Source organism: Streptomyces sp. NBC_01635 (assembly GCF_045209715.1).
GTDB lineage: Bacteria > Actinomycetota > Actinomycetes > Streptomycetales > Streptomycetaceae > Streptomyces > Streptomyces hirsutus.
In genome coordinates this window covers 4,791,199-4,806,378 of the sequence record NZ_CP109277.1, presented here as the reverse complement: position 1 = coordinate 4,806,378, position 15,180 = coordinate 4,791,199, and the positions used below count along the sequence as shown (strand labels likewise).

Below are 15,180 nucleotides of genomic sequence, written 5' to 3'. Positions count from 1 at the left end.
CCTGTCACCCTGCCCTCGACTGCTCTCTACGCGTCGAGAACCTGCCCGGTCCGCCTCACCACGGGCGGCTGAACGGACCAAGGGAAATTGATCCAGTCATCGGTCCGCTTCCAGACGTACTCGCACTTCACCAGGGACTGCGTCTTCTCGTACACGACGGCGCTGCGCACCTCGGCGACGGCGCCGAGGCAGAAGTCGCGGACGAGCTTGAGCGTCTTGCCGGTGTCGGCGACGTCGTCGGCGATCAGCACCTTCTTGTCGGTGAAGTCGATGGCGTTGGGCACGGGCGCCAGCATGACCGGCATCTCCAGCGTCGTCCCCACGCCGGTGTAGAACTCGACGTTCACGAGGTGGATGTTCTTGCAGTCGAGGGCGTAGGCGAGCCCGCCGGCGACGAAGACACCACCCCGCGCGATGCTCAGCACGACGTCCGGCCGGTACCCGTCGTCCGCGACGGCCTGCGCGAGCTCACGCACGGCCACACCGAACTGCTCGTAGCTCAGGTTCTCCCGCACCTCGCTCACGTCACCCGCCTCGCTCACACCTGGGTCCGGTGGAAGTTGAGGAAGGACCGCGAGGCGGTGGGCCCGCGCTGCCCCTGGTAACGGGACCCGGACCGCTCACTGCCGTACGGGAACTCGGCGCGCGAGCTGAGCCGGAACAGGCACAGCTGGCCGATCTTCATCCCGGGCCACAGCTTGATCGGCAGGGTCGCGAGGTTGCTGAGCTCGAGGGTCACGTGCCCGGAGAAGCCGGGGTCGATGAACCCGGCGGTCGAGTGCGTGACGAGCCCGAGCCGCCCCAGCGAACTCTTCCCCTCGAGCCGCGAGGCGAGATCGTCGGGCAGCGAGATGACCTCGTACGTACTGGCCAGCACGAACTCACCGGGATGCAGGATGAACGGTTCGTCCCCCTCCGGCTCCACGAGCCGGGTCAGCTCCGCCTGCTCGACGGAGGGGTCGATGTGCGGGTACCGGTGGTTCTCGAACACCCGGAAGAAGCGGTCGAGGCGCACGTCGACACTGGACGGCTGCACCATGGATTCGTCGTAGGGATCGACCCGTACCCGCCCGGCGTCGATCTCGGCCCGAATGTCCTTGTCTGAGAGAAGCACTCCCCGAGGATACGCAAGACGCGCAGGCCGGCCACCACCGCGCCGCCCCACGCGCCCACGCCCGAGGTTCTCCGTACTGCCCCCGGCCCACCGACCGCTCTCACGACCGCCGGACCGGACACAGCCCTACCGCTTCACCGCTCTGCCGCTCTACCGCTTCCCGAAGGCCACCGGCACGACGCTGCGGAGCCGCGCACAGCGCGGACACCGCAGCAACCGACCGGGACCGAGCCGCTCGGCCTGCTGCATCGGGAACGAGGCGGCGGCGAATACGTGCCCATCGGCACAGCGGACGACGGTGCGCTCCATCAAGTCCAAGAGTCCCTTCCCAAGAACCGCATCTGGCTTCCTGCCCTGACGACAAAAGCCACATTACGGGATCAAGGAGACTCCCTCGTGGGGGGATCCTCCACCCCGGGCACCCCTCACTCGGGGCCCCACCGTACGCCCCAACTCCACCCCTCCGCACACGCTTCCACCCCTGAAACGACATCAGGCCCCCGGCACGGAAAACACCGGGGACCTGGCATGGGGTACAGTGGGCGAGCATCCGGACACCGGTCGAGATCAGTGCCCTGGATCACACGCGGGTGTAGTTTAATGGTAGAACATCAGCTTCCCAAGCTGAGAGCGCGAGTTCGATTCTCGTCACCCGCTCCACGAAGAAGGCCCAGGTCAGAGACCCGGGCCTTTTTGCTGTGCTCTGTGATCACTCGTCGCGTGCCAGATTCGTGCCAGAAGGCCTGTCGGGCTCCTTCCCCCTGGCAGCGGCCCGCGCCTTCCGCACGGTGGCATCCAGCCCGGCGGCGACCTCCGCTTGCCGCTCGTCGTCGGAGTGCTGATAGATCAGCGCCGCCTTCTCCGAGGACTGCCCGGCACGGACCATGGTGTCCTTGAGTGTGGCCCCGGACCGGGTGGACAGCGTGTGCCCGGTGTGCCGGAGATCGTAGAACCGAAAGCCCTCTGACATGCCGACGACCTCACGCGCCTTCCGCCACTTCCGCCCGAAGGTGCTGCGCCGGAAGGGAGCGCCCTTCTCCCCGACGAAGATCAGCCCGTCCGGGCCCGGCTCGGCGTAGCTCTCCAGGTGCCAGCGGAGCTCCCGGCGAAGGAACGCGGGAAGAATCACAGTCCGGGTGCCCGCCTCGGATTTGGTGTCGCCCTGGACGCGACGCCCGTTCATCCGCTCCGGCTCGGCGAGGCGGACGCGGACGCGGAGGTTGTCGAGGTCGACGTCTCGGCGGCGGAGACCGGCCAGTTCTTCCGGCCGCATCGGACCGTACGCGCCGAGCCACAGCCGGCCGGACCAGTACGACGCCCCGCTGTGGAACATCGGAACATGAGCGCATTCGCAAGCGACCCAGGCCTGGACGACGTCCGGGACGCAGCAGGCCACGGCACAGAAGTCGACGTAGCCGTACACCTGCACGACGGCACGGTCAGGCTCTCGCTCCTCTGGACACAAGAGATCCTGCTGAGCGCCGACGACGCCGACCAGGTAGCCCAGGCGCTTCAGCGCGCCGCAGAAGAGGCACGCAGGATCACGACAGCCGGACGACCGGCCAGGCCAACCGGCTCCTGAACCTCACTGAGTTACAACCTTCTCTACGGGTTCAAGCCCGCGCACGGCGCGGGCGCGCGCCGCCTTGTCGGCGGGGCCGCCGCTCTGTCTTCGCCAGCGGCGGCCCCGCCCGGCGGCGCGCTGCGTGCAAACGGGCAAGGGCGAGACGTCATCCGCGGCCACAAGATGATGCCTCCGGCGGGGGATCGGCCGGCACCGGGATGGAGGGGGCGCCGTTCCCAGCTGCGGGTCCGTAGTGGCATGGGCGGGGTGCTCCCATCCCGTCCACCGTCGACCCAGGCAGAGCCGAGCAGACGCGGCCCAGGGGCGTCAAGGTCGTTCGTACAGTGGCGCGCTCCACCTGGACGCCCTGAACCACGCCCGCTCCACGGTGTGTGGGTCGACGGCGGACGGGATGGGAGCTGGGGCTGAGATTGAGCGGTCGTCGGCTCGGCTTCGTCCGTAAGATCGCTCCATGCCCGCTGACGAACGCATAACTCGGTCCAGGTTTTCCGGTCGCATGCAGCCGATATCAGCTCCTCAACCGATGCCACAGCTGCCCCAGCGCATCTGGTCAGATGAAGACTGGGAGCGGATTCAGCGCGGCTACGCGTCGCGGGACATGGACGAGAAGTGGGACGTCTTCACGGAGAGCGAGGTTGTCTTCCTGCATCGAAGCTGGACCGGTAACGGGGCCTACGCGGCGACCTTCGCGCCGGTTGATGGCGGTGGATGGCGGATCGCTCATGCCGTAGTTGAACGGGATCCCGAGCGCTATCGGGGCACGGACGACGACTACGACTGCCTGATGCTTGAGCTGGTGATCAGCGCCATCGTGCTTGGTGAACCCGCGTCTGACCTGCGCTCGAAGCTGGTGGAGTTGACGCGTCGGAAGTCGGGCGCTGCTGATGCACCCGCTGGGCTCATTCAGCACAGCGTGTTGGGGCTGCGCTCGGATTCCTAGGGCGCCTCTGGACCGTCCACGTCGACTTGTCAAAGGAGCCGGGATCTCTGAGACGCCATCCGCTTTCCGAACGTGATCGTTTAGTTCGGGCCGGAGGGTATGAACTCCGGTCGGCAGCGGGAGAGATGGGCATGGTTGGTCCGCTCGTCTGGCTCGTGGAGGTGGCTGGTGGCGTCGGTGCTCGGTCTGCTGGAGGCTCGGGAGAAGAAGGCCCGGGAAGAGATCGCGCGGTTGCGGGAGGAGGCGGAGCAGGTGCAGGCCGCACTCGGCGAGGCGGAACGCGTGCTGCAGCGGCTGGTGGATGCCCGCGTGACGGTGGCCGAGGTACTGGCCGAGCCGCCTTCCGCGGTCGTGGAACCGCAGCGGGGCCCGGTGGCCGGCTCGGTGGTGCCGCACCGGACCGGCAGCATGACGGCGTCGGTCCTGGCGCCGGACTACCAGCGGATCGTGTCGGTGCTGGAGTCGGAAGCGGGCCGGGAGGGCATGCGCTGTCAGCAGCTGGCCAGGGCTCTGGGGCTTCAGGTGGTCCCGGCGAAGGTCGAGGGGGTGCGGTCGAGGGCGAAACGCCTGGTGGAGCGGGGGTGGGCCCGGCAGGTGCGGCCGGGGGTGTTCACCGCGCTCGCTGCACCGGCCGGCTGAAGGCACCGGGGCGGCGCCCGGCGAGGCGGCCGCTCATGAGCATGGTCATCGACCACAGCACCATGGCCTCGTGCATGGCGGGCAGGGTCTCGTAGTCGCGCACCAGGCGGCGCGAGCGCATCAGCCAGCTGAGCGTTCTTTCCACCACCCACCTGCGCGGCAGCACCACGAAGCCCGTGGCGTCGTCGGTGCGTCTGACGATCTGAAGGGTGAGCTGAAGGTTCTCGGCCGCCCAGTCGACCAGTCGCCCGGCATAGCCGCCGTCCGCCCACACCAGGCGGATGGAGAAGTGCACCTTGCGCAGTCGCTCGAGCAGCGGGACGGCGGCGTCGCGGTCCTGCACGCTCGCCGCGGTCACCGCGACGGCCAGGACCAGGCCGAGGCAGTCCACCACCAGGTGCCGCTTGCGGCCGCCCACCTTCTTCCCGCCGTCCCAGCCGGACGTGGAGCGCGGGATGTTCGCCGCTGCCCTCAGTGACTGCGAGTCCACGATCGCAGCCGTCGGGTCCGCCTTGCGGCCCTCTTTGTCCCGCACGCAGTCGCGCAGCCGGTCGTGGAGCTCGGCCAGCAGGCCCGTCACCTGCCAGCGGCGGGCGAAAGCGTGCACACGCCGGTACGGTGGGAAATCCGCAGGCAGATTGACCCACTTGACGCCGTTGTCGACCACGTAGCGGACTGCATCCAGCATCACGCGGTGGCAGTAGTTCTCCGGTCGGCCGCCCCGTCCTTCAAGCCACGCGGGCACCGGCAGCACCGCCCGGATGACCTGCCATTCCGCGTCCGTCATGTCCGAGCCGTAACACCGCACGCGCTCCGGCCCGTCCGCCGCGTTGCCGAACCTATGCGCGAGACAGTCACACGACAGGGACGGCGAGTTGGACTCCACACAGGTGAGCGCGAAAGACTGCGGCAACAGGGCCTCCTGGTGATCGGTTTGGTTCGCACCCCCGAACTACCAAGAGGCCCTGCTGTCATGCGCCGACCCTCACACGATCACCCGAACAGGAACCCTGTTCGACCAGACCAGCCCCGTCATCGATAAGCGGATGGCGTCTGACATCAGCGCCTGACACCAACGGGAGTGGACAGCGGCGGTCGGCGCCGGACCCCAGCAGACCATTCGTCGAGGCATGAGGGCGGTTACCCGGTGTTGACGGTGTCCCGTGATCGACCTGATAAGGATGAGGCTCGAACCTGTCCCAGGCGGGTCGCCGCTGGCTTGACTCAGCCTTTGAGACTCCCCCGACCTCACGCCGTAGGGCGGCGGTGGCGTTCGTAGTACGTGGGGAAGTCGAAGAAGCTTAGGCCCTCAATCGCGGTCCCTGCCTCGATCTCCTGCAATGTCCAGGCGTGCTCGGAGTAGTCGTCGAACGCGACACCACCTCGCCTCAACAACAGAGTGGCAAGGTGGCGCACCTCAGCAGTTCCATCGATGCGCCCAGATATGTCAACCTGCACTGCCCAGGTGGGGTGATACCCAAGAGCCGCTTCGAGAAGGGCCAGGTCATCAGGCTCCCAGTCTCGGAACAAGCAGCCAGTTTCCTCGTCATCAATCAGGACATAGACGCGCTCGGCGAACGTCCACGACCCGTCGCCCCCCGCCAGGTGCTGGTTGAGGCAGGCCACTGTGTCGGCACGATCAGCGACGGGGAACATGAACACGGTTCGCATGGACGCAGCGTAGGGGCAGCAACCACGCAGCGTCGCGGCATAACGACCAGGCGAGCGCTGCCATCTGAGGCCAACCGCAGCCACCGCCCCGCCACATACCGCACTACCCCCGTTCAGGCCGTCCCTGGGCCGTGCGGGGGTGCTCAACGACGACCAACGCTGACAACCGTCGACAGCTAAGCCGCAGGTCGCAGCGTTGATCGATTACCCGGCCGCAGGTCAGAGACCTGGCCCTTCACTTCTTCGGCTACTGATCGCGCTCGATGGAGCTTGACCGGGCCATTGAGGCTCCGCCGACCGCGTGCGCCCCTTAAGGTCGCAGCCATGACGAGCCCCCTGGCGCCTGACGATCACATTGGCGATCGCGAGGCCTTCAGCGCCTTCCTGGCGCGCCTTCGTGCAGACCACGCAGCCAACGGCCAGCAGTGGGAGAACGCGACGCTGGACAGGTTCCTGGAAGCCCTGGAAGCCTGGGTCGCTGCGTCTCCGGGGTGGTACCGGAACTTCGGGCACGACCTGCCGCCCGAAGGTGACTGGTCGTTCTTCGCCCGCGCCCTGACTGCCGCTCGGATCTACGAATAGCCCTGGTGGGCACCGTGCCCCTTGCGTGCCCGACCGAGCGGCGACCAGCGGGGAACAGCGGCGAGCGTCCCAGGAACGCGCAGGTCGCCGTCTCTCCAGGTCAGCGCCCACCCGCATACGTGATCTTCCAAACTGGTGCTCTAGGATCCCGAGCGCGCCGGCGCTTTTTTCGGCGGAAACGCCCCCTCGCGGAAACGACGAAGGGCCCGGCCTGCCGGGCCCTTCGGTTCTCTCGCTACCGCGCGCTGCGGGACTACTTCACGTCGACGAAGTCACCGGTGGCGTTGACTGCGGGAGTCGAGGTTGTACCGGCGAAGCTCCAGCGCCAGTAGCCGTCCTCCACCGCCTTGACCGTGGTCTTCAGCGTGCCGGTGTTGGAGCTCTTCACCGTTTTGACGGTGGTGTATGTGCTGCTGTTCTTCTTCCGGAACTGGAGTTTGACCGACTGGGACGCGTAGCCCGCGTACTTACGGGTGTCCCAGTTGGCCCGGTCCAGCTTGCCCGTGACCGTGATGGTGCGGCCCTTCTTCACGGGCTCCGGGGAGGCGTTGACCGTCAGCCGCGACAGTCGCTGGAACCTGACCGAGGAGAACCTGGCGTTCTCGGTGAAGTTCCCGTCCCTGCCCCATGCGCTGGCGTATACCCGCCAGGTCGTGGCGTTGGTGTTCCACAGGTATCCGGGATCGACCGTGATGGTGAGGGTGCAGGTCGAGGTTGTTGCGTTCGCGGCCTTGCACTTGGCCCTTTCCCCGTCCGGGTGGAACCCGAAGCCGTACAGGTTCGGGTTGCTGTCGCGGCCCCTCCAGATGTAGGAGAGAGCGTCCTCGATGCCCGAGGAGTGGGACGCGGTGACGGAGACTGTCACCTTCTTGGTGGCGGTGGTACCAAGCACGATCGGCTTTCCACTGTTGACAACGACCTTGCTGATCACCGGGGCGGCGTTCGCCCGCGTCAGCGCGAACGAAGGGTTGCTCGCCTGAGAGACCGGCACGGCGAGGGCGGACAGGGCCAGGGCGCCGGAGACAGCGGCAACAGTGGCACGAATACGCATTTGTTCCCCAGGTTTGGTCTGTGGGTCTGCTGACCTCACAGACCAGACCTGGGGCGAACGTAAAAGGTTGTACACAAAGATAAAATCGGGAGAACGAGCGGCTTATCCGAGCTGCAATCAGCAGGCCCGTACCCCAACAGATGGCGGACTATGAGCGTCGGCTGCGGCGTGAGGCTCATGCCCAGAACGCGGCGACGAAGCGAGCTGTACAGCAAGGAAGTACAGCAACCACAGCAGCCAACCTCGACCAGTAGTGCCTCTGAGGGGCCATGAAACGGCCTGTATGACCGTCACCGACCGATCCACATAGAGCTACGGATCAGAAGGCGTACCCTGCCGAGTGGTGAGGTCGTCCGCACGGTAAAGGCCGCGACCCGGGGTGCGACAAGGGTCGGCTGCCTCACCACCACCGCAGGACCGTGCCACTCTCGTGCCAGAACGTACGGGGAACCACGGGGAGTCAGCAGCAACGACGTGGAACACGACGGAACTTGTCGTACTGTCAATACACGCAGGTCACAGCAGCAGCCGCCCAGCCTCGCTCCTAAAGCGGTGCGCGGCGACATCTAGGTAGCGAAGGGCGCGATCCGCCGTATGCCAGCACGCCGACCGCGCTGTCGCCATGGCCGTCCGCCCAGCCGACCAGGACGAGGAACTCCCACCACGCTTGTAGGCAATCGGACCGGACACACGCCGAGGGCCTGACCACCGTGGTCAGGCCCTCCGTGCGGTACAGCAGCGACCTGTCAGTGCTTGAGGGAGCCTTTGGACCGTTCTTTCGCGCCGCGCATCATGCCCCGTGCTTCGAGAGCGGCGCCTTTTGCTTCGAGGGTTCCTTTGTGCACAGCGTGGGCCGCCTTCCGCACAGTCTTTCCGACCACCTGTTCGGCCTTCGCCTTGGCCCGTTCTCCGGCACTCATCTCAGTACCTCCGCGGAGTCTCACTGGCCGTGTGCCCTTGAAGCAGGCGGCAAAACCAGTCTGGGGGATGTGCCGATCGTGGACGGCCGAGTGCACCCCCGCTCGGGCCGTCTCTGGGCCGTCCGAGGGCGGCCGAGGGCGGCCGACGACGACAGCCGACGACAGCCCTTCCCCTGCTCAGAGCCGGTGCTTCGGGTACCGGCGCAGGTGCCGATCAGTGAAGCAGGGTTGAGGAAGATCTAGTCAATCGCTCGCCCCATTGCGAAACGGATCTCGGCGGTGCGCGTTACCGCTTCGCGGAAATCGGTACAGGTGGACTGTTCCACATACGGCACTTCGAAGAGGTAGGTGCCGTGGTCACCCACGTGGACGATGTCCACGACGCTGTCATCCTCAGGCTGACCGTGTTCCCGGAGCTGCGCGAGAAGTCGATGCCGTAGTCGCTCATGGACGGGCTGCTTTCTGTCCGCTGCTGTAACCGCTTGCAGGTAGTGCTCGGCTGTTCAGCGCCCCTCCAGGCTCTGGACGGCCACCGTGTCCTTCGAGTCCGGCGCGTGCTCGGAGCCGTGGCGGGCGGCCAGGGTGGCCACTCCCAGGAGCAGGAGGGCCACCACGGTCGTCTTGCGGATCACGATCAGGAGCGGCTCCGGCCCCGGGGCACGATCCGCATCACAGCGGTTCCCAGGGCCACCAGGGCGAAGGCCGTCAGGCTCAGCCACACGCTGGTCATCAGCCCGATACCGGTAGAGGCCAACGCCCCACCGCCCACAGTCGTTGCAGGGTTGTTGTACAAGGGTCCCTCCGAAATGATCTCTGACAGTTTCTGAAGCGACCTGCTACCAGGCGCGCTCACGGCGGAACACGGAGTCCAGGTACGCCTTGGCGTGGCAGGCCTGGAGCAGGAAGTCGAAGAGCAGCTCGTACATGGACGCGGCGAGCAGCATCCGCTTCCAGCCGCGCTCCCGTACGGTCACCACCCGCTCGATCACGAAGACGAGCGAGACCCAGAGCCAGAACTCGTGCACGCGGAACGAGTCCGAGGCCAGGGAGTAGGCGATGGTCACCATGTACACGGCGGTCACGAGGAGGCCGGCCATGCTCAGGAGCTGACGGCCCCAGTAGCGCCACGTGATGCGCGTCAAGCCGTACTGGACGCAGTTCTCCACCGCTCCCCGCTTCCAGCGCAGTCGCTGGTCCCACAGGGCCTTCCAGGTCAGCATGACCTCGGTGGTGAGCGTGCAGTCCTCCGGCGAGAGCACCTGATAGCCCAGGTGCAGCACCGCGAAGGTCAGCTCGTTGTCCTCGGTGAGCACCGAGGTGTCGTAGATACCCCCGAGCCCGTCCCCGGCCGGGAGACGGCCCTTCAGGCGGGCCTGGGAGATCTGCCGCAGCACCTGCACCCGGAACATGGCCGCCGTGCCGGTGAGCACCAGGCACTTGCCGCCCAGGCGCTTCACGTCCCGCGAGTAGCGGGCGTACTCGTTGCGCTGGAGGTGGCCCACGAAGCCCCCGCCGGGTCCTCCCCGGAAGGTGCCGCCCACTCCCCCGTAACCCTTCGCGAGGTGCTCCACCCCACAGGCCACGAAGCCGGGATCCAGGGCGCTGTCCGCGTCCGTCACGAGGACCACGTCGCCGTCGTGCAGATCGGGCAGCAAGCCGGCCAGGACCTGGTTCAGCCCTCCGGCCTTCTTGTGCCGGTTGCCCCGGGTCTCGAAGACCTCGGCCCCCAGGGAGTCCGCGATGGCCACGGTGGCGTCGGTGCAGTTGTCCGCGACCACGATGACCCGCTGCGGGGGCACGGTCTGCCCGTACAGCCCCTGGATGGAGTCCGCGATGGCGTCGGCCTCGTTGTGGGCCGGGATCAGGGCGATCACGTTGCGGATCACGGGCTTCGGCTCGGCCGTGCGGTACATCCGCACCGCACGCTCACGCAACTCCAGCGGATATTTCCTCGGGGCAGGCATCGTCCGGGCTCCTTTCACGAGACCCATCTGACCCCCTGTCACACAACTTCGCATCTCGGGGGAAACCCACCGCGGCTCAGGGCGCTGTGTGTGGAGTGCACCGTCCAACTCAACCGTCGGCAACGTTCATGGCCCCGCGCTTGGACGGTAGTGACGGCAACAGCGGCGGACGACAGCAACGGTCAGCAGTCGGCGATGGCGGCAGCACCCACCAGTCAGGTCCCTCCGCAGATCAGTGCCCGCATCTTCCAAGCACTGGGTCAAAGACCGCGAGGCCGCAACCGGCCGAGGGCCCACGTGCCATCCGGGTGCCAGATCGTGCAGGGAACCGTAGGGAATGGCGGGGACCAGGTCAGCGGGCCGGGCAAGCCCCGCCGCCGCTCCGTCGCAGGGCAGCCCGGCAACTGCATGTTGATGACCCGAGCTTCCCAAGCTGAGAGCTCAGGCATCGTCGTCACGGGCTGGCCGTCGCGGCTTGCTCTGGTCGACGGCGCCAGCAGCGTGGCTGAGGCCGGTGGGGGTGCAGCGAGGCATACACGTGCATGGTCGGTCGGCATCCTCAGCGTCGTGGCTGATTGTCGTCGGCTGAGGTTCAGACGGGTCGCATCGAAGGTGCCGGCCGCCGGCCGAGCGCGCCAAGGCTGGGACGTCTCTGGGCCGTCCGAGGTCGCTCGACAGTGGCCAATGACGACCAACGATGACCACCAGGTGCACGGGCCCACCGTCCCTGACCAGCAAAAACGCAGGTCATCAAGATCTCCGGCAAGACCCAGGGCAAGAAGAAGTGAGCCCGCACGCACAGACCCCCTGTCCGCGGTTCTTCCGCCGGTAGGGGGCCTGTCACTGTGTCGGAGCTCCCAGGGTGCGCGTCCTGTCTACGTGTTGTCCCTGTGCTCGGCATACCCCTGGCTGGTTGGCACAGGTGCAACCGGACGGACTGCGGTGAAGTCCTGGGACTCGTCGCGGGTGGCGGAGAGCAAGAGCAGCCACTCGTCGCAGCCCTGCCACGGAGAGAGGTCGCCGGCGCCTCCGCGCACCACCCGCGGTCCGTCCCCGGTGCGGGGTCGTGCGTCCGCAGGCGCGTCCGTGAAGTGCGGGATCCACACGTCGGCGCAGATTTCGTTTGCCGACCCCATCGCGGCCAGTCCGAAGGCGTTCTCGGCCGCGGCAGTGCGCTCTTCGTCGGCGAAGTCGTCGAGCACCTGGTCCTCGTCCGGCCTCCCGTCCCCGCGGAAGGTCAGGGTGGTCGTGCCTGCCCGGGCCGCGTACTCCCACTCCGCCTCGCTGGGCAGCCGGAACGGCAACGTCCCCAGCAGGTCATCCACGTCGTCCTCGAGCCGGGCCGTGCTCGAAGCCGAGTCGGCGAAGCTGTCCTCGTACTCGGGCAGCCAGTGCCGTACTTGCGCCACCGTGAGCGGATGCCGGGCGATCAGAAACGGCTCGACCCGCACTTCTCGCACCGGCCGGGCCCGGACAGCACCGGCGAAGAACGCTTCGAGGTCGTCATCGGCGCCGTCGGCCCGTTCGATGGCACGAACCGCGTCCAGTTCCGCGTCGGACAGGCCCATCCGGAACGTCCCACCGGGAACAGCCCGGAAGACCACTCCGGAGGGGGTGTGCCGCCAAGCCGGTCGGCCGGCCACGATCTCTTGAGCCCACATGGTGCCGGACGCTAGCAGTCGGGCATCCCGGATGAAGGAGAGGATCCAGGAAGGGAACGCGGTCAACGAATCATCTCCTGGACGCCGCAGCTCTGCACCACTACCGCACCGGATCGAGCGGAGAACAGCGGTGAACCACGGTGAAGACAGTCGAGCCCAGAAGGAGCGCGGGCCGTACGTTCGTCCAGGTCAGCGCCCGAACCGGCCGCGAACGATCGCAGCTTCCCAAGCTGAGAGCGCGAGTTCGATTCTCGTCACCCGCTCTTCTTGAAGCCCCAGGTCAGCGGCCTGGGTCTTGTGTATTGCCGGGGGTTCTCCGCCGATCCGGGTCGGCGGACACACAAAAATCGGGCACGCGGAGGGCACGAGTGCTCGGTGGGCGCCCTGCGGTCACCGCTCCCGGCTCGGAACGTGGCGCCGACCTGGGATTTCGTAGCGCACATCGCACCCTTCCCACGGGAAAGCCCGCAGCTTGCTTTTCCCTCATCAACCAGGCGCCGAAAAGAGGTGGTTGGGAAGCGAGTCGCGGCGCGCAGTCGCGATGAACGGGCTGCAGGCCGAGCGACGGCGGGCGCCTTCGCTCCTCACACGCCTGGCGACCGCCCGTCGCCGGTCATGCGCGGAGGTAGGTGAGGACGGCGAGGACGCGGCGGTGTCCCTGGCCGTCGAGGTGGAGGTCGAGTTTCTGAAGGATGTTGCTGACGTGCTTGTTGACCGCTGCTTCGGTGACGTACAGCTCTCGGGCGATGGCGGTGTTGGTGCGCCCCTCGGCCATCAGTGCGAGGACCTCGCACTCTCGTGGGGTGAGGCGTTGCAGGGGGTCGCGGCGGCGGTTGAGGAGTTGGCGGACCACTTCGGGGTCCACGACCGTCGCGCCTGCGGCGACCTGAATGACGGCGTCGACGAACTCGCCGACGGAGCTGACGCGGTCCTTGAGGAGGTAGCCGACCCCGCTGTCGCTGCCCAGGTCGAGCAGGTGGGCGGCGTAGGACTGCTCGATGTACCGGCTGAGGACCAGGACCGGCAGGGTGGGGTGCTCGTGGCGCAGGGCGACGGCGGCGCGCAGGCCGTCGTCGGTGTTGTCCGGTGGCATGCGGACGTCGGTGACGACGATGTCGGAACGGTGTTCCCGGACGGCGGTGATCAGGGCGTCCGCGTCGTCGACGGCGGCGAGCACCTGGTGGCCGAAGCGGGTGAGCACGCCAACGGGCCCGACACGGGGCCGGGGGCGACAGGGGCGGCGCACCACTCGGCGCAGGGGAGGAGCACGAGGCCCTCCGCCCCGCCTGATGCCGATCCCCACCACGAGGCCGATGCCGGTGGGCGGATGACAAGAGCCGACAGGAGGTCCGGGCGCTCCCGAAAGGTTTCGGGCGGACCACCGCCAACGTCGGGGCACACGGCACTGGCCTCACCTCAGGCAGCAAGCTCGCCGACTGATCGCACCTGCGATATCGCCTATGTGCGCCTTGCAGAGGAAGCATCCGAGCCACCTCTCCACGCGAAGGACTGCGCGGTCGACCGGCCACGATCCGGCGGAGGCTGCCGAACGGCGGGAGCCGGGCACCGCCGACTCGATCGGTGACGTGCTGGTGTGGCGGCTGCGCCGCCTGGTCGACCTGCCCGCCGATGCCACCACGATGCCCGACCACACCCTCGGCCGGCGTGCTGTCTCGCCTGCCCCGAGCCGAGACGATCGGCCCCGCAGGATGCGGTGATGCAGCACATACGCCGGCGCCGGAGGGAAGTCGGATCCGACGTGGCGCTGAGATGTGCGGGTCGCGGCTGTCTCTCGTTCGCGTGGAAACGCCGACGGGCGGGCCAAGCGGCCGTGCCGGGAACAGCCGGTCCGGGCGGCGCTGTTGCATCGACCGGGGCGTCGGCGCCGCGCGGGGCGGGGGACACGGAGAACACAAGGTCGTCCGCCCCACCAGGATCCGGGCCCCAGAATCGCGGTACGCCCGCCGCGCTGCTTGGACCAAGACGTATCTCTGCAGGAGGACTGTTTCATGACTGACCGGCCCTTGACGCTCATGGCAGTACACGCCCACCCCGACGACGAGGCCACCGGAACCGGAGGGGTCCTCGCGCGGTACGCGGCGGAAGGCATCCGTACGGTTCTCGTGACGTGTACCGACGGCGGTTGCGGTGATGGGCCGGGAGGTGTCAAGCCGGGCGATCCCGGGCATGATCCGGCGGCCGTCGCCTTGATGCGCCGTCAAGAACTCGAGGCGAGCTGTGACGTCCTGAAGGTCAGCGAGCTGGAGATGCTGGACTACGCCGACTCCGGGATGATGGGCTGGCCGAGCAACGACGCCCCCGGATCCTTCTGGCAGACCCCCGTCGAGGAAGGCGCCGCCCGGCTTGCGGAACTCATGCGGCACTACCGACCCGATGTGGTCGTCACCTACGACGAGAACGGCTTCTACGGTCACCCCGACCACATCCAGGCCCACCGCATCACGATGGCGGCGCTGGAGATGACCACGCTGACACCGAAGGTGTACTGGACCACGGTGCCCCGCTCGGGGATGCAGCGGTTCGGCGAAATCATGCGTGAGTTTCATGAGGACATGCCGGAGCCGGATCCTGCCGAGGCCGCCGCGATGGCCGAGATCGGCCTCCCCGACGATGAGATCACCACGTGGGTGGACACCACCGCGTTCAGCAATCAGAAGTTCGATGCGCTGGCCGCGCACTCCAGTCAGGGTGAGAACATCTTCTTCCTCAAGATGGGCAAGGAGAGGTTCGGTGAGTTGATGGGCACGGAGACCTTCGTACGTGTCCAGGACGCCACCGGCGCCGCCGTACCCGAGAACGATCTCTTCGCCGGACTGCGCTGATCCACCCGTCCGACCGGCGGCCGGGAAAGCTCATCGGCCGCCGGCACCGCACGGCGCAATCGAGCGGGACACCCGGAGTCGCCGTCCGTCGCGAGCTTTCCAGCGCGGTCGATCCCGGTGACCGAGCTGTCACACGTGGCCTCGGCGACGAGCGGCGCCCCGTACGGCTCGTCGCCGCACTACGCGGTCGTCGTGACTTCGCGCGGACAC

General features: G+C 67.5%; 17 protein-coding genes, 2 tRNA genes and 1 pseudogene. 8 read left to right on the top strand and 12 right to left on the bottom strand.

The window, feature by feature from the left end:
* Positions 1–26: 26 nt before the first annotated feature.
* Together OHB56_RS22410 and dcd are read right to left on the bottom strand one after the other, a co-directional pair.
* Positions 27–524 carry a phosphoribosyltransferase gene (locus OHB56_RS22410; protein ID WP_326757096.1) on the bottom strand — a complete coding sequence of 166 codons (498 nt, stop codon included), beginning with the start codon at positions 522–524 and terminating at the stop codon, positions 27–29.
* 14 nt (positions 525–538) lie between these two features.
* On the bottom strand, positions 539–1,114 hold the full coding sequence (dcd, locus tag OHB56_RS22405) for a dCTP deaminase (RefSeq protein ID WP_055570280.1): 576 nt from the start codon (positions 1,112–1,114) through the stop codon (positions 539–541).
* Positions 1,115–1,700: 586 nt separating this feature from the next.
* Between dcd and OHB56_RS22400 the strand changes: the two genes are divergently transcribed.
* Positions 1,701–1,774, top strand: a tRNA-Gly gene (locus tag OHB56_RS22400).
* Between the two features lie 49 nt (positions 1,775–1,823).
* On the opposite strand, the pseudogene OHB56_RS22395 reads toward OHB56_RS22400, so the two are convergent.
* Positions 1,824–2,408, bottom strand: a pseudogene (locus tag OHB56_RS22395) (tyrosine-type recombinase/integrase); the annotation flags it as partial.
* Between the two features lie 45 nt (positions 2,409–2,453).
* On the opposite strand from OHB56_RS22395, the gene OHB56_RS22390 reads away from it, so the two are divergent.
* The 3 genes from OHB56_RS22390 (at position 2,454) to OHB56_RS22380 (ending at position 4,278) form a co-directional block, all read left to right on the top strand.
* The gene (locus tag OHB56_RS22390; RefSeq protein WP_406355252.1) at positions 2,454–2,696 is read left to right on the top strand and encodes a hypothetical protein; all 243 of its coding nucleotides are present in this window, start codon (positions 2,454–2,456) and stop codon (positions 2,694–2,696) included.
* A gap of 526 nt (positions 2,697–3,222) precedes the next feature.
* Complete coding sequence (locus tag OHB56_RS22385; protein WP_406355250.1) at positions 3,223–3,639, top strand: hypothetical protein; 417 nt, start codon at positions 3,223–3,225, stop codon at positions 3,637–3,639.
* A gap of 168 nt (positions 3,640–3,807) precedes the next feature.
* Positions 3,808–4,278 (top strand): hypothetical protein, encoded by a 471-nt coding sequence (locus tag OHB56_RS22380; RefSeq protein ID WP_406355248.1) that lies wholly within the window; start codon positions 3,808–3,810, stop codon positions 4,276–4,278.
* On the opposite strand, the gene OHB56_RS22375 is transcribed toward OHB56_RS22380, so the two are convergent.
* Together OHB56_RS22375 and OHB56_RS22370 are read right to left on the bottom strand one after the other, a co-directional pair.
* Positions 4,250–5,065: an IS5 family transposase gene (locus OHB56_RS22375; protein WP_406355247.1), complete on the bottom strand. Its 816-nt coding sequence runs from the start codon at positions 5,063–5,065 to the stop codon at positions 4,250–4,252. The two genes, OHB56_RS22380 and OHB56_RS22375, sit on opposite strands and share 29 nt — an antisense overlap.
* 461 nt (positions 5,066–5,526) lie before the next feature.
* Positions 5,527–5,949: a hypothetical protein gene (locus OHB56_RS22370; protein ID WP_406355246.1), complete on the bottom strand. Its 423-nt coding sequence runs from the start codon at positions 5,947–5,949 to the stop codon at positions 5,527–5,529.
* A gap of 324 nt (positions 5,950–6,273) precedes the next feature.
* Here OHB56_RS22370 and OHB56_RS22365 point away from each other — a divergent pair, with 324 nt between their 5' ends.
* Entirely contained in the window at positions 6,274–6,531 is a 258-nt protein-coding gene (locus OHB56_RS22365) for a hypothetical protein (protein WP_406355245.1), read from the top strand.
* Positions 6,532–6,784: 253 nt separating this feature from the next.
* Here the strand turns inward: OHB56_RS22365 and OHB56_RS22360 are convergent, their stop codons facing one another.
* The 6 genes from OHB56_RS22360 to OHB56_RS22335 all read right to left on the bottom strand — a co-directional run bounded on the left by OHB56_RS22360 (position 6,785) and on the right by OHB56_RS22335 (position 12,193).
* Positions 6,785–7,582: a DUF5707 domain-containing protein gene (locus OHB56_RS22360; RefSeq protein WP_406355243.1), complete on the bottom strand. Its 798-nt coding sequence runs from the start codon at positions 7,580–7,582 to the stop codon at positions 6,785–6,787.
* Between the two features lie 746 nt (positions 7,583–8,328).
* Positions 8,329–8,502, bottom strand: a complete 174-nt coding sequence (locus OHB56_RS22355; protein ID WP_167532579.1) for a hypothetical protein — start codon at positions 8,500–8,502, stop codon at positions 8,329–8,331.
* Between the two features lie 239 nt (positions 8,503–8,741).
* Positions 8,742–8,882 carry a hypothetical protein gene (locus OHB56_RS22350; RefSeq protein WP_406355241.1) on the bottom strand — a complete coding sequence of 47 codons (141 nt, stop codon included), beginning with the start codon at positions 8,880–8,882 and terminating at the stop codon, positions 8,742–8,744.
* Positions 8,883–9,005: 123 nt separating this feature from the next.
* A complete protein-coding gene (locus tag OHB56_RS22345) occupies positions 9,006–9,134 on the bottom strand; it encodes a hypothetical protein (RefSeq protein ID WP_360030386.1) in 129 nt (42 codons plus the stop codon).
* Between the two features lie 204 nt (positions 9,135–9,338).
* Positions 9,339–10,466 carry a glycosyltransferase gene (locus OHB56_RS22340; protein ID WP_406355239.1) on the bottom strand — a complete coding sequence of 376 codons (1,128 nt, stop codon included), beginning with the start codon at positions 10,464–10,466 and terminating at the stop codon, positions 9,339–9,341.
* A gap of 875 nt (positions 10,467–11,341) precedes the next feature.
* Positions 11,342–12,193, bottom strand: coding sequence for an SUMF1/EgtB/PvdO family nonheme iron enzyme (locus OHB56_RS22335; protein ID WP_326753841.1), 852 nt, complete (start codon positions 12,191–12,193; stop codon positions 11,342–11,344).
* 101 nt (positions 12,194–12,294) lie between these two features.
* On the opposite strand from OHB56_RS22335, the gene OHB56_RS22330 reads away from it, so the two are divergent.
* A tRNA-Gly gene (locus OHB56_RS22330) sits at positions 12,295–12,390 on the top strand.
* 350 nt (positions 12,391–12,740) lie between these two features.
* On the opposite strand, the gene OHB56_RS22325 is transcribed toward OHB56_RS22330, so the two are convergent.
* Complete coding sequence (locus tag OHB56_RS22325) at positions 12,741–13,328, bottom strand: LuxR C-terminal-related transcriptional regulator (protein WP_406355237.1); 588 nt, start codon at positions 13,326–13,328, stop codon at positions 12,741–12,743.
* Positions 13,329–13,596: 268 nt separating this feature from the next.
* Here OHB56_RS22325 and OHB56_RS22320 point away from each other — a divergent pair, with 268 nt between their 5' ends.
* Positions 13,597–13,845 (top strand): hypothetical protein, encoded by a 249-nt coding sequence (locus OHB56_RS22320; RefSeq protein WP_406355235.1) that lies wholly within the window; start codon positions 13,597–13,599, stop codon positions 13,843–13,845.
* Positions 13,846–14,136: 291 nt separating this feature from the next.
* On the top strand, positions 14,137–14,970 hold the full coding sequence (locus OHB56_RS22315) for a PIG-L family deacetylase (protein ID WP_406355233.1): 834 nt from the start codon (positions 14,137–14,139) through the stop codon (positions 14,968–14,970).
* Positions 14,971–15,180 lie beyond the last annotated feature (210 nt).

Bases quoted from the DNA above. Each gene is read 5' to 3' on its own strand.
- OHB56_RS22390 (WP_406355252.1), top strand. From the start codon at position 2,454: ATGAGCGCATTCGCAAGCGACCCAGGCCTGGACGACGTCCGGGACGCA.
- OHB56_RS22385 (WP_406355250.1), top strand. From the start codon at position 3,223: ATGCCACAGCTGCCCCAGCGCATCTGGTCAGATGAAGACTGGGAGCGG.
- OHB56_RS22375 (WP_406355247.1), bottom strand. From the start codon at position 5,065: ATGACGGACGCGGAATGGCAGGTCATCCGGGCGGTGCTGCCGGTGCCC.
- OHB56_RS22370 (WP_406355246.1), bottom strand. From the start codon at position 5,949: ATGCGAACCGTGTTCATGTTCCCCGTCGCTGATCGTGCCGACACAGTG.
- OHB56_RS22365 (WP_406355245.1), top strand. From the start codon at position 6,274: ATGACGAGCCCCCTGGCGCCTGACGATCACATTGGCGATCGCGAGGCC.
- OHB56_RS22360 (WP_406355243.1), bottom strand. From the start codon at position 7,582: ATGCGTATTCGTGCCACTGTTGCCGCTGTCTCCGGCGCCCTGGCCCTG.
- OHB56_RS22355 (WP_167532579.1), bottom strand. From the start codon at position 8,502: ATGAGTGCCGGAGAACGGGCCAAGGCGAAGGCCGAACAGGTGGTCGGA.
- OHB56_RS22340 (WP_406355239.1), bottom strand. From the start codon at position 10,466: ATGCCTGCCCCGAGGAAATATCCGCTGGAGTTGCGTGAGCGTGCGGTG.
- OHB56_RS22315 (WP_406355233.1), top strand. From the start codon at position 14,137: ATGACTGACCGGCCCTTGACGCTCATGGCAGTACACGCCCACCCCGAC.